Annotated in this window: 17 protein-coding genes; 7 read left to right on the top strand and 10 right to left on the bottom strand. The window is 71.5% G+C overall.

Features of this window, described 5'->3' with window-relative positions; all coding sequences use genetic code 11:
- Nucleotides 1–5: 5 nt before the first annotated feature.
- The 7 genes from hrpA to ABD691_RS33675 all read right to left on the bottom strand — a co-directional run bounded on the left by hrpA (nt 6) and on the right by ABD691_RS33675 (nt 9,830).
- Entirely contained in the window at nt 6–3,926 is a 3,921-nt protein-coding gene (gene hrpA, locus ABD691_RS05235) for an ATP-dependent RNA helicase HrpA (protein WP_344678254.1), read from the bottom strand.
- A 55-nt stretch (nt 3,927–3,981) separates the two neighbouring features.
- Nucleotides 3,982–4,614: an acyltransferase gene (locus tag ABD691_RS05230; protein ID WP_344678252.1), complete on the bottom strand. Its 633-nt coding sequence runs from the start codon at nt 4,612–4,614 to the stop codon at nt 3,982–3,984.
- A 39-nt stretch (nt 4,615–4,653) separates the two neighbouring features.
- Nucleotides 4,654–5,499, bottom strand: coding sequence for an LLM class flavin-dependent oxidoreductase (locus ABD691_RS05225; protein ID WP_344678251.1), 846 nt, complete (start codon nt 5,497–5,499; stop codon nt 4,654–4,656).
- A 46-nt stretch (nt 5,500–5,545) separates the two neighbouring features.
- Nucleotides 5,546–6,703: a THUMP-like domain-containing protein gene (locus ABD691_RS05220; protein WP_344678250.1), complete on the bottom strand. Its 1,158-nt coding sequence runs from the start codon at nt 6,701–6,703 to the stop codon at nt 5,546–5,548.
- Complete coding sequence (locus ABD691_RS05215) at nt 6,704–7,672, bottom strand: class I SAM-dependent methyltransferase (protein WP_344678249.1); 969 nt, start codon at nt 7,670–7,672, stop codon at nt 6,704–6,706. It abuts the gene before it with no gap.
- A gap of 25 nt (nt 7,673–7,697) precedes the next feature.
- Nucleotides 7,698–8,480, bottom strand: a complete 783-nt coding sequence (locus ABD691_RS05210) for an enoyl-CoA hydratase/isomerase family protein (RefSeq protein WP_344678248.1) — start codon at nt 8,478–8,480, stop codon at nt 7,698–7,700.
- 120 nt (nt 8,481–8,600) lie between these two features.
- On the bottom strand, nt 8,601–9,830 hold the full coding sequence (locus tag ABD691_RS33675; RefSeq protein WP_425564977.1) for an ABC transporter ATP-binding protein: 1,230 nt from the start codon (nt 9,828–9,830) through the stop codon (nt 8,601–8,603).
- On the opposite strand from ABD691_RS33675, the gene ABD691_RS05200 reads away from it, so the two are divergent.
- From ABD691_RS05200 to ABD691_RS05180, 5 genes are all read left to right on the top strand, one after another.
- A complete protein-coding gene (locus ABD691_RS05200) occupies nt 9,829–10,413 on the top strand; it encodes a cysteine dioxygenase (RefSeq protein ID WP_344678246.1) in 585 nt (194 codons plus the stop codon). The genes ABD691_RS33675 and ABD691_RS05200 overlap by 2 nt on opposite strands.
- 44 nt (nt 10,414–10,457) lie before the next feature.
- A complete protein-coding gene (locus ABD691_RS05195) occupies nt 10,458–10,865 on the top strand; it encodes a rhodanese-like domain-containing protein (RefSeq protein WP_344678245.1) in 408 nt (135 codons plus the stop codon).
- Between the two features lie 219 nt (nt 10,866–11,084).
- Nucleotides 11,085–11,372: a Scr1 family TA system antitoxin-like transcriptional regulator gene (locus ABD691_RS05190; protein ID WP_344678244.1), complete on the top strand. Its 288-nt coding sequence runs from the start codon at nt 11,085–11,087 to the stop codon at nt 11,370–11,372.
- Nucleotides 11,373–11,393: 21 nt separating this feature from the next.
- Nucleotides 11,394–11,597, top strand: coding sequence for a DUF397 domain-containing protein (locus ABD691_RS05185; protein WP_425564976.1), 204 nt, complete (start codon nt 11,394–11,396; stop codon nt 11,595–11,597).
- 277 nt (nt 11,598–11,874) lie between these two features.
- Nucleotides 11,875–13,032: a hypothetical protein gene (locus tag ABD691_RS05180; protein WP_344678243.1), complete on the top strand. Its 1,158-nt coding sequence runs from the start codon at nt 11,875–11,877 to the stop codon at nt 13,030–13,032.
- Nucleotides 13,033–13,125: 93 nt separating this feature from the next.
- Here the strand turns inward: ABD691_RS05180 and ABD691_RS05175 are convergent, their stop codons facing one another.
- The gene (locus ABD691_RS05175) at nt 13,126–13,236 is read right to left on the bottom strand and encodes a winged helix-turn-helix transcriptional regulator (protein ID WP_344678242.1); all 111 of its coding nucleotides are present in this window, start codon (nt 13,234–13,236) and stop codon (nt 13,126–13,128) included.
- 137 nt (nt 13,237–13,373) lie between these two features.
- On the opposite strand from ABD691_RS05175, the gene ABD691_RS05170 reads away from it, so the two are divergent.
- A complete protein-coding gene (locus ABD691_RS05170; RefSeq protein ID WP_344678241.1) occupies nt 13,374–14,033 on the top strand; it encodes an MFS transporter in 660 nt (219 codons plus the stop codon).
- Between the two features lie 288 nt (nt 14,034–14,321).
- Here the strand turns inward: ABD691_RS05170 and glgP are convergent, their stop codons facing one another.
- Nucleotides 14,322–16,877, bottom strand: a complete 2,556-nt coding sequence (glgP, locus tag ABD691_RS05165; RefSeq protein ID WP_344678240.1) for an alpha-glucan family phosphorylase — start codon at nt 16,875–16,877, stop codon at nt 14,322–14,324.
- An 84-nt stretch (nt 16,878–16,961) separates the two neighbouring features.
- Between glgP and ABD691_RS05160 the strand changes: the two genes are divergently transcribed.
- The gene (locus ABD691_RS05160; RefSeq protein WP_344678239.1) at nt 16,962–18,098 is read left to right on the top strand and encodes a neutral zinc metallopeptidase; all 1,137 of its coding nucleotides are present in this window, start codon (nt 16,962–16,964) and stop codon (nt 18,096–18,098) included.
- 2 nt (nt 18,099–18,100) lie between these two features.
- On the opposite strand, the gene ABD691_RS05155 is transcribed toward ABD691_RS05160, so the two are convergent.
- Nucleotides 18,101–18,295 carry a hypothetical protein gene (locus tag ABD691_RS05155; protein WP_344678238.1) on the bottom strand — a complete coding sequence of 65 codons (195 nt, stop codon included), beginning with the start codon at nt 18,293–18,295 and terminating at the stop codon, nt 18,101–18,103.
- Nucleotides 18,296–18,683 lie beyond the last annotated feature (388 nt).

The following is an 18,683-nucleotide window of genomic DNA, read 5'->3' as shown; positions in this document are numbered from 1 at the left end:
CTGGACTACGGCTGACCGAGCTTGTCCATGGCGCGGTTGATGCGCTTGACCGAAACCGGGTGCGGGGTGCCGAGGGTCTGCGCGAACAGGCTCACCCGCAGCTCCTCGATCATCCAGCCGACCCGTTGCAGATCCTCGGGCACCGGGCGGGACTCCGGCACCGCGTCCACCAGGTCGCGGTACCGCTCCTGCACCTCGTCGACCTGGTACATCCAGTCGCGGTCGCGCTGCGGGTGGAACTGGAGCTTGTCCACCCGCTGCTCGACCGCCCGCAGGTAGCGGGTGAGGTCCGGCAGCCGCGACCAGCCGGTGTCGGTGACGAAACCCGGGTAGAGCAGCCCGGAGAGCTGTTCCTTGATGTCGGCCATCGCCTCGGCCGGGATCGTCCGCGCCCGGTCCGCCAGCAGCGCGTCGACCTGCTGCGCCGCCGCGAGCACCCGCTCGACCTTGGCCACCGTGTCGGCGGTCGCGCTGCCCAGCTGCGAGCGCACCTTCGCCTCCAGCGCGGCGAAGGCGGACTCCTCCCACACCGGCCCGCCGTGGTCGGCGATCAGCTTGTCCACCGCGCAGCTCAGGCAGTCCTCCAGCACCCCGGCGACGTCGCCGTGCGGGCTGGCGCCGAAGACCAGCCGGGTCGTTCCGGTCATGCCGCGCTGGAGGGACTTCAGCGGTGACGGCAGGTTCAGCAGCAGCAACCGGCGGGTGCCGCGCCACAGCGCCTCGCGCTGCTCCCGCTCGGTGTCGAACATGCGCACGGCCACGCTGTCGCCCTCGTCGACCAGCGCCGGGTACGCCTTGACCGCGTGGCCGGAGCGCTGCTTCTCGAAGGTCCGCGGCAGCTTCCCGAAGTCCCAGCTGCGCAGGCCGCGCTTCTCGACGTCGTCGGCGGCCCTGGAGATCTCCGCCCGCAGCTTGGGTTTCAGGCGCTGCTTCAGCGACTCCAGGTCCTTGGACTCGGCCAGCTTGCGGCCCTTGCCGTCCACCACCCGGAACGTCATCTTCAGGTGGTCCGGAACCGAGTCGAGGTCCCACGACTCGCGCGGCACGGTGACCCCGGTCATCCGGCGCAGTTCCGCGCCCAGCGCCTCCAGCAGGTCGCCGTCCGCGCTCATCCGCGCCAGCGCCGCCCGCGCGTGGTCGGGCACCGGGACGAAGTTGCGCCGCAACGACTTCGGCAGCGACTTGATCAGGGCCGTCACCAGTTCCTCGCGCAGACCGGGGATCTGGCGGTCGAAGCCCTCCGGGGTGATCTGGTTGAGCACCGCCAGCGGGATGTGCGCGGTGACGCCGTCGGCGTCGGCGCCCGGCTCGAACTGGTAGGTCAGCGGCAGCCGGTGGCCGCCCTGCTGCCAGGTGTCGGGGTAGTCGGTGTCGCTGACCGCCGCCGAGTCCTGGTTGATCAGCATCGACTTCTCGAAGTTGAGCAGGTCCGGCTGCTCCCGGCGCACCTTCTTCCACCAGGAGTCGAAGTGCCGCCCGGACACGACCTCGGCGCCGACCCGCTTGTCGTAGAAGTCGAACAGCGTCTCGTCGTCGACCAGGATGTCGCGCCGCCGCGCCCGCTGTTCGAGGTCCTCGACCTCGTCCAGCAGCGCGCGGTTGGCGTGGAAGAACTCGTGCCGGGTGTCCCAGTCGCCCTCGACCAGCGCGTGCCGGATGAACAGCTCCCGGCACAGCTCCGGCTCGATCCGCCCGTACTGGACCTTGCGCCCCGCCACCAGCGGAACCCCGTAGAGCGTGACCCGCTCCATGGCCACCACCGCGGCCCGGTCCTTCTCCCAGTGCGGTTCGCTGTAGTTGCGCTTGACCAGGTGCTGGGCCAGCTTCTCGATCCAGTCCGGCTCGACCTTGGCCGCGATCCTGGCCCACAGCCGCGAAGTCTCCACCAGCTCGGCGGCCATCACCCACCGCGGCGGCTTCTTGAACAGCGCCGATCCGGGGAACACCGCGAACTTCGCGTTGCGCGCGCCCAGGTACTCGCCGCCGCGGTTCTGCTTCTCGGTGTCCTTGAGGCCGATGTGCGAGAGCAGGCCGGAAAGCAGCGACTGGTGGATCCGCACCGGATCCGCGTCGTTGCTGTTGAGCGTGATGTCCATCTGCCTGGTCAGCTGCCGCAGCTGCGCGTAGAGGTCCTGCCACTCGCGGACCCGCAGGTAGTTGAGGAACTCCGCCTTGCACAGCTTGCGGAACTGGTTGCCGGACAGCTCCTTCTGCTGCTCGCGCAGGTAGCGCCACAGGTTCAGGTAGGACAGGAAGTCCGATTCCTTGTCGGTGAACCGCGCGTGCTTGTCCCCCGCCGCCTGCTGCTGGTCGCTCGGCCGCTCGCGCGGGTCCTGGATGGACAGCGCGGAGGCGATCACCAGCGTCTCCCGCACGCAGCCGTTGCGCTCGGCCTCCAGCACCATCCGCGCCAGCCGCGGATCGATCGGCAGCTGCGCGATCCGGCGGCCGGTGTGGGTCAGCCGCTTGTGCACGTCCTTCTGCGCCGGGTCGATCGCGCCGAGCTCGTGCAGCAGGTTGACGCCGTCGGTGACCTGCCTGCGGTCCGGCGGTTCGACGAACGGGAACGACTCGATGTCGCCCAGCCCCAGCGAGATCATCTGCAGGATGACCGACGCGAGGTTGGTGCGCAGGATCTCCGGATCGGTGAACTCCGGCCGCGCCTCGAAGTCCTGCTCGGAGTACAGCCGGACGCAGATGCCCTCCGACACCCGGCCGCAGCGGCCCTTGCGCTGGTTCGCCGACGCCTGCGACACCGGCTCGATCGGCAGCCGCTGCACCTTGGTGCGGAAGCTGTAGCGGGAGATGCGCGCGGTGCCCGGGTCGATCACGTACTTGATGCCCGGCACCGTCAGCGACGTCTCGGCGACGTTCGTGGCGAGCACGATCCGCCTGCCCGCGTGCGGTTGGAACGCGCGGTGCTGCTCGGCGGCGGAAAGCCGCGCGTACAGCGGGAGGATCTCGGTGTTGCGCAGGTTCTGCGCCTGCAACGCCTCGGCGGTGTCGCGGATCTCCCGCTCGCCGCTGAGGAACACCAGGATGTCCCCGGGACCTTCGGCGGAGAGCTCGTCCACCGCGTCGCAGATCGCCTGGACCTGGTCGCGCTCGACGTCCTCCTCCCCGGAGTCGTCGACCAGCGGCCGGTACCGGACCTCGACCGGGTAGGTGCGGCCGGAGACCTCGACCACCGGGGCGTCGTCGAAGTGCCGGGAGAACCGCTCCGGGTCGATCGTGGCCGAGGTGATGATCACCTTCAGGTCGGGGCGGCGCGGCAGCAGCTGCTTGAGGTAGCCGAGGATGAAGTCGATGTTGAGGCTGCGCTCGTGGGCCTCGTCGATGATCAGCGTGTCGTAGCGGCGCAGCAGCCGGTCCTGCTGGATCTCGGCCAGCAGGATGCCGTCGGTCATCAGCTTGACCAGCGTGTCCTGCCCGGCCCGCTCGGTGAACCGGACCTGGTAGCCGATGGCCTCGCCGAGCTCGGTGCCCAGCTCCTCGGCGACCCGCTCGGCCACCGTCCGGGCGGCGAGCCTGCGCGGCTGGGTGTGGCCGATCATGCCCTGCACGCCGCGCCCGAGTTCGAGGCACATCTTGGGGATCTGGGTCGTCTTGCCCGAACCGGTCTCGCCAGCCACGATCACGACCTGGTTGTCCCGGATCGCGGCCAGCAGGTCGTCCCGCCGCTGGCTGACCGGCAGCTGCTCGGGGTAGCCGATCTCCGGCACGGCGGCCCTGCGCCGCTCGATCCGCTGCTCGGCTGCCGCGACCTCGGAGCCGATCTCGGCGACCACCGACTCCAGCGCGCCCGCGTCCCGGATCTTGCGGGCGCCCTCGATGCGCCTGCGCAGCCTGCGCTGGTCGTGCAGCATCAGCTCCGGCAACCGGGAGCGCAGGTCGGCGAGGGGTGAACTCACAGGTGACGTGCCCATACTCCGTCCAGGATAGGTAACGCGCGGCGGTGGTCGCCTCCGGTTTTCGCGGTCCTCACACCCGGCGCCGGACGACGCGCGCGGGCGACCCGACGGCGATCGAGTAGTCCGGGATCTCCCCGCGCACCACCGCGTTGGCCCCGAGCACCGAACCGCGCCCGACGCGGGTCCCGCGCAGCACCGTCACCTTCGCCCCCAGCCAGCAGTCCGGCCCGATCCGGACCGGCGTCTTGACGATGCCCTGGTCCTTGATCGGCGTGCCGACGTCGGTGGTGACGTGGTCGAAGTCGCAGAGGTAGATCCAGTCGGCGACCAGCGTCGACGCGCCGATCTCGACGTCGAGCCAGCAGTTCACGGTGTTGTCCTGGCCGAAGACGACCTTGTCCCCGATCCGCACCGAACCCTCGTGGCAGCGCAGCGCGGTGCCGTCGCCGATGTGGGTCCAGCGGCCGATCTCCATCCGGCCGAACCCGGGCCGGCAGGTGACCTCGACGTCGCGCCCCAGGAACACCATCCCGCGCAGCACGATGTGCGGCTGCGTCACCCGCAGCTTCAGCAACCGCCAGTAGCGGAGCAGGTACCAGGGCGTGAACGCGCGGTTGCGCAGCACCCAGCGCAGCGTGTCCGCGGTCAGGAACCTGGCCTGACGCGGATCAGGACGCATCCACGCGCGCAGCCATGTCCACATGGCGCCGAAGCCTATGCAGTGCCGCGCGGCCCTCGGCGGTCAGGGTTGCTCGGCCGCGATGGCCTCGAACACCGCCATGTCCATGTCCCACTCGCTGTCCGGACGCGGCCAGTGCAACGTCACGTCGGTGATCCCCATTTCCGCGTAGCGGCCTGCCAGGTCCCGGAAGGACTCCACCGATTCGCGCCACGGCTCGTCGCCGACCCTGGGAAACAGCATGCGCCTGATGCCAGCCGGATCACGGCCCTCCGCCGCGCATGCCTCGTCGAGGAGCCCGAGCTGCTTCCGGACGGTCTGCTCGTCGCCGCCGACAGTGATCCACATGGCCCCGTGCCTGGCGGCGAGCCTTGTCCCGCGCCGCCCGGTGGCCGCGATCCCGAACGGAACCCTCGGCTTCTGCACGCAACCGGGAGAGGTGACCATCTCCCGCGCCGAGTAATAGGTGCCCTCGTAGGTCGTCTCGGGGCCGCGCAACAACCGGTCCAGCAAGTCGGTCCACTCCGCGAACCGGTCGGCGCGCTCGCGCGGCGACCACTCGGGGCCTCCGAGAACCCCGGCGTCCGAACGCGGGCTGCCGGCCCCGATGCCCAGGGTCAGTCGCCCGCCGCTGATGTCGTCGATGGTCCTGACCGCGGTCGCGGTGGGCACCGGATGCCGGAAATTGGGCGACGTGACCAGGGTCCCGAGCCGGATGCGGGAGGTCACGACCGCCGCGGCGGTGAGCGTGGCGTACCCGTCGTGCCAGGGCGTGATGCCGCGCCACGAGACGTGGTCGAAAACCCAGGCGGTGTCGAATCCGAGTTCCTCGGCCCGCTGCCACGCCTTCCCCGCTCCGGGCCAGGATTCCATCGGCCACATCAACGTGCTGATCCGTGGTGCAGTCATGAGGCGTCCTCCCGCGGTCCGGCAACGACGGGACAATACTGGGAAGTCAGGTCCGCACGGCCCGGGTGAGGATCATCGTCGGCGCGTCCCCGATGCGGGTCAGCACGACCGTCGCCTCCTGCCCGCCCTTCGGCTTGAGCCGCTTGCGCAGCGCGTCGGGATCGACGTCCATGCCGCGCACCAGGATCTCCAGCCGCCCGACCTCGTGCTCGCGAAGCAGCGCACGCAGGGCTTTCTCGCTGTAGTGGCCGTGATCGACCACCTGGAACGCGCGGATCCCGGACGGCGGCTCGTCTCCGGTCAGGTACGCGATGCGGTGGTCGAGCTGCCCGAGGCCGTGCCGCGCGGCGTAGTGCCGCACCAGCCCGGCGCGCACCACCGCCCCGTCCGGGTCGACGATCCACCGCCCGACCTCGCGGACCGGGCAGTCGTCCGGGTCGGCGTCGGTGATCGTCTCCTGCCTGCTCAGCACGGTCGCCCGCCGCCGCACCGCACCGGCGAGCCCGCCGAGCCACAGCGACGCCTCCCGCACCTGCCCGGCCAGCGACACGACCTCGACCTCGGCGTCCTCGGGCACCAGGTCGAAGTCCAGCCCGGGAGCGCACTTGACCACCAGGTCCCGGCCCGCGTAGACGTCGAGCAGCAGATCCAGCCGCGGCACCAGGTCGGCCGGGTTCCAGCGGCGCCTGCCGCTGTCGTCCCGGCGCGCCGGGTCGGCCACGACCACCGCGTCCCTGGTCACCGGCCGCAGCGCGTCCGCGCGCACCAGGCCCACGCGGCCACCGAGGTTGTGCTGCGCCATCGCGAGCCGCACCGGGTCGAGGTCCGAGCCGACGCAACGCCCGGCGACCCGCGCGATCTCGTGCAGGTCCGCGCCGATCGAGCAGGTCACGTCGTGCACGTCCCGCCCGGCCAGCCTGCCCGCGCGGTGGCGGCCCACCGCGCTCGCGGTCGCCTGCTGGAGCGCGTCGGCGGTGAACAGCCACCCCGACGGATCGTCCAGCTTGGACTCCGCCTTGCGCCGCAGCACGGCGGTTTCCAGCGCCGCCGCGGCGAAGCGCTCGCCGACGAGCCTGCGCGCGGCGGCGACGTCGGCCAGCCGCGACGACGCGGTCAGCGGCAGCCGCGAGAGCTCGGCCACCGCCGCACCGCCCTCGGCCGACCGCAGGAAGCCGACGTCGTCGAGGTCGAAGGCGTACCCCAACTACAGGCGCTCCGGGTCCGCCGGCTTCGAGCCCGTGACCAGCACGTTGTAGAACAGGTCACGCGGCAGCACCTTCGACAGCACGTCCTGGTCGAACTTCGCCAGCCGCTGCCAGGTGCGGTAGGCGAACATGCCCCAGCCGAAACCGAGCTTTTCCCTGGGCACCGCGGCCTCGAAAGTCCGCACCGGCCAGCCGAACAGCGCGGCGGAGAACTCCTCGGTCACCGCGCGCACGTCGACCGCGCCCGCGCCAAGCGCCATGCCCTCCAGCTTCGCCGGGTCGAAGGTGTGCAGGTCGACGACCGCCTCCAGCGCCGCGGCCCGCGAGGACTCGTCGAGCTCCTCCTGCGGGCGCCGCCACGCCGACAGCGGGCTGAGCTTGGTGACGTTGGTGGTCAGCCACCAGGTCAGCTGCCCGAGCTTGCGCGCGTAGAGGTCGCCGACGCGGGTCGGGTCACCGGCGAAGACGAACCGCCCGCCCGGCTTGAGCACCCGCAGCACCTCGCGCATCGCGGCCGGGACGTCCGGGATGTGGTGCAGCACCGCGTGCCCCACCACGATGTCGAAGCTGTTGTCGTCGTAGGGGATCCGCTCGGCGTCGCTGACCCGGCCGTCGACGTCCAGGCCCAGCGACTTCGCGTTGCGCTTGGCGACCTCGACCATGCCCGGCGACAGGTCGGTGACCGAACCGCGCTCGATCACCCCGCCCTGCATCAGGTTCAGCAGGAAGAACCCGGTCCCGCAGCCCAGCTCCAGGGCGGTCGGGTACGGGCCGGTGCCACCGGTCGCGACCCGGAACCGGTCCACCGCGTAGTCGATGCAGCGCTGGTCGTAGGAGATGGACCACTTCTCGTCGTAGGTGTCGGCTTCCCAGTCGTGGTAGAGGACGTTGGCGAGCTTGGGGTCCTGGTACGCCGCCTGCACCTGCTCTTCGGTCGCGTGCGGGTTGGGGGCCGGGTCACGGGTCACGATGGTTCCTGTCGGTTCGGGTGGACTACTTGCCGGTGAACTCGGCCTTGCCGGGGCCGTTCTCGATGAACGAGCGCATCCCGATCTTCTGGTCCTCGGTGGCGAAGGTGCCTGCGAACAGGTGGGTCTCCAGCTTCAGGCCGCTGTCCAGGTCGACGTCCAGACCGCCGTCGATGGCGGCCTTGGCCGCGGCCAGCGCGCGGGCGGGACCGTTGGCGAACTGCTCGGCCCAGCGCAGCGCCGCGGCGTAGACGTCGTCGGGCGCGACGACCTCGTCGACCATGCCCAGCGCCAGCGCCTCCTGGGCGTCGACGAACCGTCCGGAGTAGACGACGTCCTTGGCCTTGCTCGGGCCGATCAGGCGGGCCAGCCGCTGCGTGCCGCCCGCGCCGGGGATCACGCCGAGCAGGATCTCGGGCTGGCCGACCTTGACGTTGTCGCCCGCGATCCGGCGGTCGCAGGTCAGCGCCAGCTCGAAGCCGCCGCCGAGCGCGTAGCCGGTGAGCGCGGCGACCGTCGGTTTCGGGATCGCCGCGACCGCGCTCATCGCGGCGGACAGCCCGTGCTCCTCCTTGGCCGCCATGTCCCCGTAGGACATCTCGGCCATCTCCTTGATGTCGGCCCCGGCGGCGAAGACCTTCTCGCCGCCGTAGACGATCACGGCGCGGACGTCGGCGCGCTGGGTGGCCTCGATCGCGACGTCGTGCAGTTCCCGCTCGATCTGCCGGTTCAGCGCGTTCATCGGCGGCCGGTCCAGCCGGATCGTGCCGATCGCGCCTTCCACCTCAAGCCTGACGAACTCGCCCACGCCGCAACCTCCTCGTCGAAATGCCGCTTGCGCGGCAGGTTATCGCGAGGCCGGCCGAACCGTCAGGGTCGCGCCAACCGAAACGCCCGTGTTCTGCATCTCAGCGGCGGCGGCTGGCGTTCAGCGCCTGCGCGCGAAGAAGCGGTCGCCGTTGCGGGTGAGTTCGAGGTCCTGGTCGAAGGTCTTCGACAGGTTGTCCTCGGTCAGCACGTCGTCCAGCAGGCCCTGCGCGACCACCGCGCCGTCGCGGAGCAGCAGCCCGTGGGTGAAGCCCGGCGGGATCTCCTCGACGTGGTGCGTGACCAGCACCGACGCCGGAGCGTCCGGGTCCATCGCCAGCGCCGAGAGGCGGGCCACCAGGTCCTCCCGGCCGCCCAGGTCCAGGCCCGCCGCGGGCTCGTCGAGCAGCAGCAGCTCGGGGTCGGTCATCAGGGCGCGGGCGATGAGCGTCCGCTTGCGCTCGCCCTCCGACAGCGTGCCGAACTCGCGGTCGGCGAGATCGGCCATCCCGAGCAGGTCCAGCAGCTCGTCGGCGCGGTCGGTGTCCATCTCGTCGTACTCCTCGCGCCAGCGGCCGATCACCGACCAGCCCGCGCTGACCACGACGTCGCGCACCCGCTCCTCGCCCGGCACCCGCGCGGCCAGGGCCGCCGAGCACAGCCCGATCCGCGGACGCAGCTCGAACACGTTGGTGCGGCCCATCCGCTCCCCGAGCACGTCGACGTCGCCCGTGGTCGGGTGCAGTTCGGCGCCCGCCAGCCGGAGCAGGGTCGTCTTCCCGGCCCCGTTCGGGCCGAGCACGACCCACCGCTCATCGAGTTCGACCGACCAGTTCACGTCGGACACCAGCGTGGTGCTCCCCCGCCTGACACCGACGCCATCCAACCGGATGACCAGGTCGTCCACGTCTACCTCCCAGCCGTGCGGCTCGCACTGCCGTCGATTCGCGCTGTCGTCGATGCGGACCGCCGCGGGTTGCGCGGGCGGGCCCCTCCAGCGGCCATTCTTCCGTCTCGACGCCCGGGCCCGGCGTCGGGGTTTCGCCCGCCCGGGTGATCTCGGTCGCAGCCGCGCCCAGATGCCGGGACGAGCGGATCGGCGCTGGCCACCCGGCCGCGGCCCGTGCCAGGATCGACGCGTGTCCGATTCGTTGCTCACACGTGATCGCGTGGTCGACCTGCTGAGGGTCGTCACCACCGCGTGTCGTTGACGCGCCCTTCTCGCTGACCCGTTCCCGGGTCCTCCACGCGCGGCACAACGAATCCCTCGCACACTCACCCACCGCGTCCCGGTGGGTCGTTCGTGTCGCGTCGATTCCCCTGGTCTGACACGAACTCTGGAGACGCCCATGACTTCTGCGCCGATTTCGCAGTACACGCCCACCGAGCCGCTGCCGGCTCCGGGCGAGGTCGAGCTGCACAGCCGCCTCGACGTGCGGCTGCTGCGCGACCTGATCCACCCCGACCGTCCCCTGTGGACTCCGAAGCAGCTGCGCGACCTGACCTCCCTGGTCAGCTCGGAGCTGACCGGCCTGCTGCTCGACGTGGTCGAGATCAACGACGACGAGCGCTGGTGGGCCCGCCTCGGCCTGACCTCGGGGGTCGAGCTGTGGCTGCTTTCCTGGGCCCCGGGCCAGGGCACCAAGCCGCACGACCACGGCGGCGCGTCGGGCTCGTTCTCGGTGCTGTTCGGGGAACTGCGCGAGGACTACCGGTATCCGGCGGGACCGGTCCGCACGCGGCAGCATGAGATGGGTTCGGCGATCGGTTTCGGCAGCGGGCGCGCCCACCAGGTCCGCAACGTCAGTTCGCTGAACGCGGCGAGCGTGCACGCGTACTCGCCGCCGCTGCTGCCGGTGCGCCACTACACGGACCTCTCGGACGTGCCGCCGATCCCGCCGCAGCGGTTCTCCGCCCACGACGAAGAGGTCTGACGGGCCGCGCCGCCCGTCCCCTCGCAAGGCCCAGAGGAGGCCCGATGAGCTCACCCACGACCGGCCCGTTCGGCATCGAGCACCTGCTGGCCGAGTCCCGCGCGAAGTTCGAGCGCGTCGACCCGGAGCAGGCCGCCGAGCTGCAACGGGAAGGCGGCCTGATCATCGACATCCGCCCGGAGTCGAACCGCCTCGCCGAGGGCGCCATCCCGGGCGCGCTGACGGTCGAGCGGATCGTCCTGGAATGGCGGCTCGACCCGTCCGGGCAGCACCGGCTGGCCGGGATCCGGCCGCACCAGCCGGTGGTCATCGTCTGCAACGAGGGCTACGCGTCGAGCCTGGCCGCGGCCCAGGCCCGCGAGCTCGGCCTGACCCGCGCGACCGACCTGATCGGCGGTTTCCGGGCCTGGAAGGCCGCCGGACTGCCGGTGGAGACGGCCGTCGCGGCGTGACTCCGCACGAGAACCCCGCTGCTTTCGCCGGCAGCGGGGTTCTTTCGGCATGTCACCCGATCGAATAATTCCCTCGAACTGCTGTTCAGTTGGCTCGGGCTGCGGCCGATGCAGTGATCAAGGGGCTTTTCGGAGTCCCACGTGGTTTCCGGAGTCCCATGTGGTTTTGGAGTCCCACGTGGACAGTCCCGACCGATCAACAGCACGAGGGAGTCAACGATGAGCGAGGAAAGCGGTTCCGTGCTTCAGGCCGAAGCGTACGCCCGTTGCCTTTTTGAGGATTCGCACGCCGGCCGAAGTCCCGGATGGATCGACAACCAGGTCGCGATGCGTTCACGCCGCCACGAACGGCTGCGAGATCCGACTGGACACGCCCTCGGAGCTATTCGTTCCGCCAAGGAAACGGAGGGGCGCGACTGTACGGTGAGATTCGCGCACCTGCGTTCCACCGCGCTCTCCCATGTGGAGCCGGTGGTTGTTGTCAGGCAGGTGATGGATGCCATGTGATCGAGAGAAGGTGGGTGGACCGTGTCCGTGGATCTCTCCCGAACCCGCTGGCGCAAGAGCAGCCGGAGCAACACCGGCAGCAGCGGAAACTGCGTGGAGGTGAGCTTCGCCGCGACCATGACGGCGGTGCGCGACTCCAAGCAGCCGGAAGGTCCGGTCCTGGTGTTCAGCACTGCCCAGTGGCGGCGTTTCCTCGACGCCGCCCGCCGCGGCGCCCTCGGCTGACCCGGCGGCGTTCTCGGCTGGCTTCGCGGCGATCTCGGCTGACCGTTACGGGCGTCCTCAGCCGACCCCCGCGGCGTCCACGGCCGACCGCCGCCGCGCCCCCGGCTGCCCTCGCCACGTCCCGGGCCGCCCGAGGATGCCCTCGGCTGAACCAGCGCGCGTACCACCCGCACACCCTTCACCTCGCCGCGCGCACCGCGCGGCCCCGGCGAAAGGTTGTGTCACACCTGGTCGGAACGACCGTCGCCGCACCGCACGATCCTCTAGGTTCCGTCTCGTGCGAAAGCTGCGTCAGTTCGTCCGGCCGTGGATGGTGATCGCCCTCGCGGGGTTGCTCGTCGTCGGTGCCGTGGAGGCCGTCCTGGGCACCGGTGCCGGTGGCATCGGACTCGGGGCGCTGGGCGCTCTGGCCGGGGTCGTGCTGCTGCCGATGGCGACCCAGCTCGGGCTGCTGCTCGGCTCCGCGGTCTTCGGGCTGCGGGTGCGGCACATCGTCCTCGGGGCGATGCGGGCGCTGGGTTCGTGGACCATCGGCCGCGTCACCTTCACGCTTCGCGCGCTGCCGGTGACGATCGGCTCGGAGATCGGGCCGTGGCGCAAACCGGTCATCCTGCGCTGCTGGCTGGCCGGTCTGACGTCCGCGCTCACCGGGGTCGCGGTGGTGACCGCGTCGTGGCTGCTGGCCGGCGGCCCGTTCGGTCGCGGGTTCGCGCTCGCGGCGACCGCCACCATGCTCTACAAGCTGTGGCCGAGGCGCGTGCCGCTGGCGACGTCGACAGGCTGGCTGCTGTTCGGGCTGCCGCGGATGCCGGAGCCCCGGCGCACCGAGTTCTGCGCCGGTCCGATGGCGGCTCGCGCGTACGAGGCGCTGCGCGACGGCGATCTCGACCGCGCGCAGGCGCACACCGACGAGCTGGTCGGCGAGCACCCGGAGCTCAACGCTGCCGTCTCCTGCCAGGTGTCGATGCACGAGGCCCGGGGCGAGTACGCGCAGGCGGTGATGATGCTGCTCCAGCACATCTCGTCGGCCGACATCCCGCAGCGCGAGATGTCCTACACGCTTGCGGGCATGGCGGGACTGGGGTTCGCGGCGGTCGAGGCCGGCCAGCTGCCGTCCGACGACCTCATGCCGCTGGCGAAGAAGGCGCTCGACGACGCGATCAAGCTGGGCTTCCCGCCCTTCGACCTCAGTGGCACGCGCGGGCTGCTCGCCCTGGTCGAAGGCGACGCGGACGAAGCCGCGCGACTGGCTGCGGTCGGTGCCGACCACAACACCTCGCCGCTGGCCCGCGCGGACTGCTTCGCGACGCTCGCCCGCGCGCGAATGGCGCTGCACGACAACGCGGCGGCGCGTGAAGCCCTCGCCCGGGCCGAGGAGAACGCGGCCTGGTGGCCGCGCGTCCGCGAAACCCGGGAGCGCCTCCAGATCGCCTGAACCGAAACCGGGCGCTCGTGTGGCCAAACCCGGGCGCCTTGCGTGGCCAAACCCCGGGCCCTCGCGTGCCCGGCCGATCCCGGGCGCTCGCAACTACGTCTTGCTGGGGTCGGCGGCGAGCCAGTGGTCGGCCCAGTCGTTGAGCGCACGAACCGCTCGCTCCAGGTCACGGCCCTTGTCGCTGAGGTGGTACTCGATCCGCACCGGCGACTCGGGGATGACCGTGCGTACGACGCTCAGCCGCGTGTGTGTAGCGCGGGCAGAACGCCGCGTTGTAGTCGTACCCGCCAATCACCGCCGCGGGAAGTACGTCGCGGAAGGGCTGGTTCGGCGTTGTCGCGGTGGCGGTCGGGATCTTCTCCATGGTGACCGCCGAACAACTGCCGGTCGGCCTGCTGACCCCGATCAGCGAACAGCTGGGGACCTCGGCGGGCAGGACCGGACTGCTGGTGACCGTGCCGGGCATCGTCGCCGCGATCGCCGCGCCGGTGATCCCGGTCGCCGTCGGCAAGCTTGATCGGCGCGTCCTCCTGGTGAGCCTGATGGCGCTGATGACGCTGGCCAGCCTGGTCTCCGTGCTGACCCCGGACTTCACCGTTCTGCTGGCGGCGCGGGTCCTGGTCGCCCTGGTGGTGCTGTTGCCCGCACTGCCCGCCGGCGAACCCGTCCGCCCCCGCCAACTCGCCCGGCAGCTGCGCCACGGCGCGGTGGTGGCCGGCGCGGTCGCCACCTTCCTCCTCGTCACGGGCCACTTCGCCGCCTACACCTTCGTCAGCCCTGTGCTCCAGCACCTTTCGAGTGTCCACACTGGACTGACCGGTGTTCTGCTGCTGGGCTACGGGCTCGCCGGGATCGTCGGCAACTTCGCCGCCGGGACCTGCGCCGGACGCGACGTGCGCCGCACGGTGCTTGGCATCAGCCTCGGCCTCGGCGCCGTGCTCGCGCTGTTCCCGCTGCTCGGCGGCTCGGCCATCGGCGGGATCACCCTGCTGCTGTTGTGAGGGCTGGCCTTCGGGGGCGTATCGGTCAGCCTGCAAACGTGGATGATCAAAGCCGCACCGCACGACACCGAAGCCGCGTCCGCACGCCCACCGGGCGTGACAAAGTTTCGCGTGAAACAACCCAAGATCGAGTTGCTAAACGGCCACTTCCGCCGCACCCGCGACCGCTGAGGCACCCGGGACCGCCACACCAGCGACCACTGACGCACCCGCGACCGCTGAGACACCCGCGACCGACGCACCCGCGACCGCTCCCGCAGCCGCGACGACCGCCCCGCCCGCGAAGCCTCAGGAAGTCGCGAGCACGACCTTGCCCAGCTCCGCCGGGCCGGACAGCAGCGGGTGCTTGGGCAGCACGCGGACGGTGTACCCGGCCGGTCCGGCGTGCGGCAGCGTCACGGTCGCCTCGTAGCCGCCCGCCTCGGTCGGGTGCATCGACTCGCGGACGAAGTCGTGCAGCACGTCGGAGTCGTCGACCCGGCCCACCACCACCTCGACGTCCACATCGGACGGATCGAGCCCGGCCAGGTCCACCTGCGCGCGGACCACGACCTGCCCGCCCAGCAGCGGAGTCCCCCCGCCCTGGACCGACATCTCGGTGTCGCTGATCTTCACCCAGGTCCAGGCCGCGGACAGCCGCGCCCGGTAGTCGGCGATCTCCTTCGCCCCCTGGTAGTCCGCGGTCGCCACCGCCTTGGCCGAGCGGGCCGCGGGCGCGTAGTGGTGGTCGACGTACTCGCGGACCATGCGCGAGGACTGCACGCGCGGGCCGAGCGTCGCGAGGGTGTGGCGGACCATCGACATCCACTTGCCCGGGACACCATCTGTGTTGCGCTCGTAGAACGTCGGCGCGACCTGCGTGGAGATCAGCTCGTACAGCGCCGCGGCCTCCAGGTCGTCGCGCCGGTTCGGGTCGGTGACCCCGTCCGCGTTCGGGATCGCCCAGCCGTTGTGGCCGTCGAACATCTCGTCCCACCAGCCGTCGCGGACCGACAGGTTCAGGCCGCCGTTGAGCGCTGCCTTCATGCCCGACGTGCCGCACGCCTCCAGCGGGCGGACCGGGTTGTTCAGCCACACGTCGCAGCCCGACACCAGGTACCGGGCCAGCGACATGTCGTAGTCCGGCAGGAAGACGATGCGGTGGCGCACGTCGGCCTGGTCGGCGAACTGGACGATCTTCTGGATCATCACCTTCCCGCCCTCGTCGGCCGGGTGGGACTTGCCCGCGACCACGACCTGCACCGGGCGTTCCGCGTCGAGCAGCAGGGCGCGCAGCCGCTCGGTGTCGCGCAGCATCAGCGTCACCCGCTTGTAGGTGGGGACGCGGCGGGCGAAACCGATCGTGAGCACGTCGGGGTCGAAGACCGAGTCGCACCAGCCCAGTTCCAGGTCCGAGGCGCCGCGCTGCCGCCAGGCGTGGCGCAGGCGGCGGCGGACCTCGTCGACCAGCCGCTGCCGCAGCGAGCAGCGCAGCTCCCACAGCAGCGAGTCGCTGACCGGCTCCATCCCGCGCAGCCCGGCACCGCTGTCCATTTCGGACTCGCCGAGCAGCTTGCCCAGTTCGCGGGCCGACCAGGTCGGGCCGTGCACGCCGTTGGTGACCGAGCCGATCGGGATCTCCTCGGTGCCGAACCCCGGCCACAGGCCGCGGAACATCTTCCGGCTGACCCCGCCGTGCAGCTCCGAGACGCCGTTGGCGCGCTGCGCCAGCCGCAGTCCCATGTGCGCCATGTTGAACATGCCGGGGTTGTCCTCGGCCCCCAGCGCGAGGACCCGGTTGGTCGGCACCCCTGGCACCAGGTCGCGGGCCGTTCCTTCCCCGAAGTAGTGGCGCACCAGGTCCACCGGGAACCGGTCGATACCGGCGGGCACCGGGGTGTGGGTGGTGAACACCGTGCCCGCGCGGACCGCGACCACCGCCTCGTCGAACTGCAGCCCGTGGTCCTGGTGCAGCTCGCGGATGCGCTCCAGCCCGAGGAACCCGGCGTGGCCTTCGTTGGTGTGGAACACCTCCGGCTGCGGGTGCCCGGTCAGCGCGCAGTAGGCGCGGACCGCGCGCATGCCGCCGACCCCGGCCAGGATCTCCTGGCGGATGCGGTGGTCGGCGTCGCCTCCGTACAGGCGGTCGGTGGTGCCGCGCAGGTCGTCGTCGTTGTCCGGCAGGTCCGTGTCGAGCAGCAGCAGCGGTACCCGGCCGACCTGCGCTTTCCAGATCCGCGCGCGCAGCGTGCGGCCCGCGGGCATCCCGACCCGGACCAGCAGCGGCTCGCCGGACGGCTCGGTCAGCATCTCCAGCGGCAGGCCGCGCGGGTCGAGCACCGGGTAGTGCTCCACCTGCCAGCCCTCGCTCGACAGCGCCTGCCGGAAGTAGCCGGACCGGTACAGCAGGCCGACGCCGATCATCGGCACCCCGAGGTCGGAGGCCGACTTCAGGTGGTCGCCCGCGAGCACGCCCAGACCGCCCGAGTAGTTCGGCAGCGCCTCGGTGACCCCGAACTCCATCGAGAAGTACGCCACCGAGGCGGGCAGCAGCCCGCCCTCGTCCTGCCGCTGCTGGTACCAGCGCGGCACCGTCAGGTAGCGGCGCAGGTCGTCGTCGACCGCGCGGGTGCGGGCCAGGAAGTCCTCGTCCTTTGCGAGCCTGCTCAACCGCCCGGCCGGGACCTCGGCCAGCAGCCGCAGCGGGTCGCCGCCGACCGCCGCCCACACCTCCGGGTCGACCGACGCGAACAGGTCCTGCGTCGGCGGATGCCACGTCCAGCGGAGGTTGGTGGCCAGGGTGCCCAGCGCGGACAACGCCTCCGGGAGGTGGGCGCGGACGGTGAAGCGGTGGACGGCTCGCATGGGAGCGGACCATATCTCGCGAGGCGGCGGGGCGTGCGGCGATGCCGTCGCGATCACATCGCCCCGCGATGCGAGGCTGGGGACGTGCGGCGACACCTGGCTTCCCCGACCGCGGTGCTCATGATGCTGACCGCGGCGCTCGCGGTCCTGGCCGCCTGCGCGCCGCCGCCGGGCGTGGATCCGGCCTTCGTGCACGGCACCGACCGGGGCGACTCCGACCGCCTCGCCGCCGCGGTGGTGACCGACGCTCAGTCCTACTGGGAGTCGGCGTTCCCCAAGACCTTCGGCCGCCCCTGGCGCCCGCTGGACGGCGGCTTCTTCTCCGTCGACACCAACGACCAGCGGGCCAAGCCGCCGCCGTGCTCCGGTGATGTCAAGGACGTCGAGGGCAACGCCTATTACTGCGCGACCGTCGACGCGGTGGCGTGGGACCGCGCCGCGCTGCTGCCGGTGCTCCGCGAGAAGTACGGGGACGCCGCGGTCGCCGTGGTGCTGGCGCACGAACTCGGCCACGCGGTGCAGCAGCGGGCCCGCATCGAGTCCGACGACCAGTCCCGCCTGGAGGCTGGGGCCGACTGCTACGCGGGCGCGTTCCTGCGGTGGGTCACCGACGGCCGGTCCGAACACCTGCGCTTCGAACCGGAAGCACTCGACGGAGCGATGCGGGCACTCATCGTCTTCCGCGATCCGATCAGCGCCGACCAGCCGACGGACCCGCACGGGACCGCGTTCGACCGCGTCGGGGCCTTCCAGGACGGCTATCGCGAGGGGCCGGGCCGGTGCACGCAGCTGCCGGACCTGGAGGCGGCTGCGCCGGAGGAGCCGAACCGCCCGGTGTACGAGCTGTTGGGCGACAGGAGCATCGAGGCGTACTTCGCCGATCTGGTGACCCGGCGCGGCGGCCGGTGGACGCCTCCGGCCCCGCCCACCGACCGGAACGCGCTCGACGCCCTCGACCACGACATCGGCGACCAGGCCGTCGTCACCCTGCTCGCCGCGCGCCACGCCGAAGCCGCCCGCGACGCGCTGCGGCTGCCCACCAGCGCGGCCTGCCTGACCGGCGCCTACACCCGCAGCGCGTCGCTTTCGCCGGGCGATCTCGACGAAGCGGTGGAGTACCTGCTCACCGCTGGTGATCCGCCGCTCGACGCCCAACCGGCGTTCGAGCGGATCGCCGCGTTCCGCGCCGGGGCGCTCGGCGGCGAGCAGTCCTGCGGGTGACCTCAGCCGTCGAGGTCGACCACCGCCCCGTCGTAGAAGCCGCCGTGGCACTTGGCGATGTGGGTCGCGAGATCGACCGCCACCCCGCCTCCGCCGTCGTAGCACTCCTGGTCGGTGACGACCTGCTGCGCGTGCGCGTTGGCCGCACCGAGCAGGGCCAGGCCGCCAAGCAGGGCGGCGGTGAACAGACGTCGCATCGATCTGCCTCCAGTTCCGTGATCGTTCCGTCGGGCGTTCTCAACCTGGCCGCACCGAGCGCGACCGGCTAGCCCGGTCACCGCACAGGCGGACACCCGGTCGCGCTCCGGCAAATCCGACGATCGGCAGTTGCGCCTCCCCTCACCCGATAGGCTCTCCCAGGCACGCGTTCGGGGAACGCGACAGCGGCGACGGACGGATGGGAAACAGTGGTAGCGGTATCGGCAGGAAACCGGCGGCGCGGCGGCATCATCGGCATGACCACCGCCGTGATCACGTGCACCGCGCTGGTCGCGGGGTGCTCGCAGGTGATCAGCGGCACCCCGACCACACCCGGCACCTCCGAGACCAACTCGGTGGCCGGGCTGCCCGCGACAAACGGGCCCA

Source organism: Saccharopolyspora taberi, from assembly GCF_039534165.1.
Taxonomy (GTDB): domain Bacteria; phylum Actinomycetota; class Actinomycetes; order Mycobacteriales; family Pseudonocardiaceae; genus Saccharopolyspora_D; species Saccharopolyspora_D taberi.
The sequence above is the reverse complement of the archived record's forward strand: the minus strand, read 5'-3'. Positions and strand labels throughout refer to the sequence as shown.

Excerpts from the sequence above, each read along its gene's own strand:
- hrpA (WP_344678254.1), bottom strand. The coding sequence starts at position 3,926 with ATGGGCACGTCACCTGTGAGTTCACCCCTCGCCGACCTGCGCTCCCGG.
- ABD691_RS05155 (WP_344678238.1), bottom strand. The coding sequence starts at position 18,295 with ATGCGACGTCTGTTCACCGCCGCCCTGCTTGGCGGCCTGGCCCTGCTC.
- ABD691_RS05225 (WP_344678251.1), bottom strand. The coding sequence starts at position 5,499 with ATGACTGCACCACGGATCAGCACGTTGATGTGGCCGATGGAATCCTGG.
- ABD691_RS05230 (WP_344678252.1), bottom strand. The coding sequence starts at position 4,614 with ATGTGGACATGGCTGCGCGCGTGGATGCGTCCTGATCCGCGTCAGGCC.
- glgP (WP_344678240.1), bottom strand. The coding sequence starts at position 16,877 with ATGCGAGCCGTCCACCGCTTCACCGTCCGCGCCCACCTCCCGGAGGCG.
- ABD691_RS05200 (WP_344678246.1), top strand. The coding sequence starts at position 9,829 with ATGACTTCTGCGCCGATTTCGCAGTACACGCCCACCGAGCCGCTGCCG.
- ABD691_RS05195 (WP_344678245.1), top strand. The coding sequence starts at position 10,458 with ATGAGCTCACCCACGACCGGCCCGTTCGGCATCGAGCACCTGCTGGCC.
- ABD691_RS33675 (WP_425564977.1), bottom strand. The coding sequence starts at position 9,830 with ATGGGCGTCTCCAGAGTTCGTGTCAGACCAGGGGAATCGACGCGACAC.
- ABD691_RS05190 (WP_344678244.1), top strand. The coding sequence starts at position 11,085 with ATGAGCGAGGAAAGCGGTTCCGTGCTTCAGGCCGAAGCGTACGCCCGT.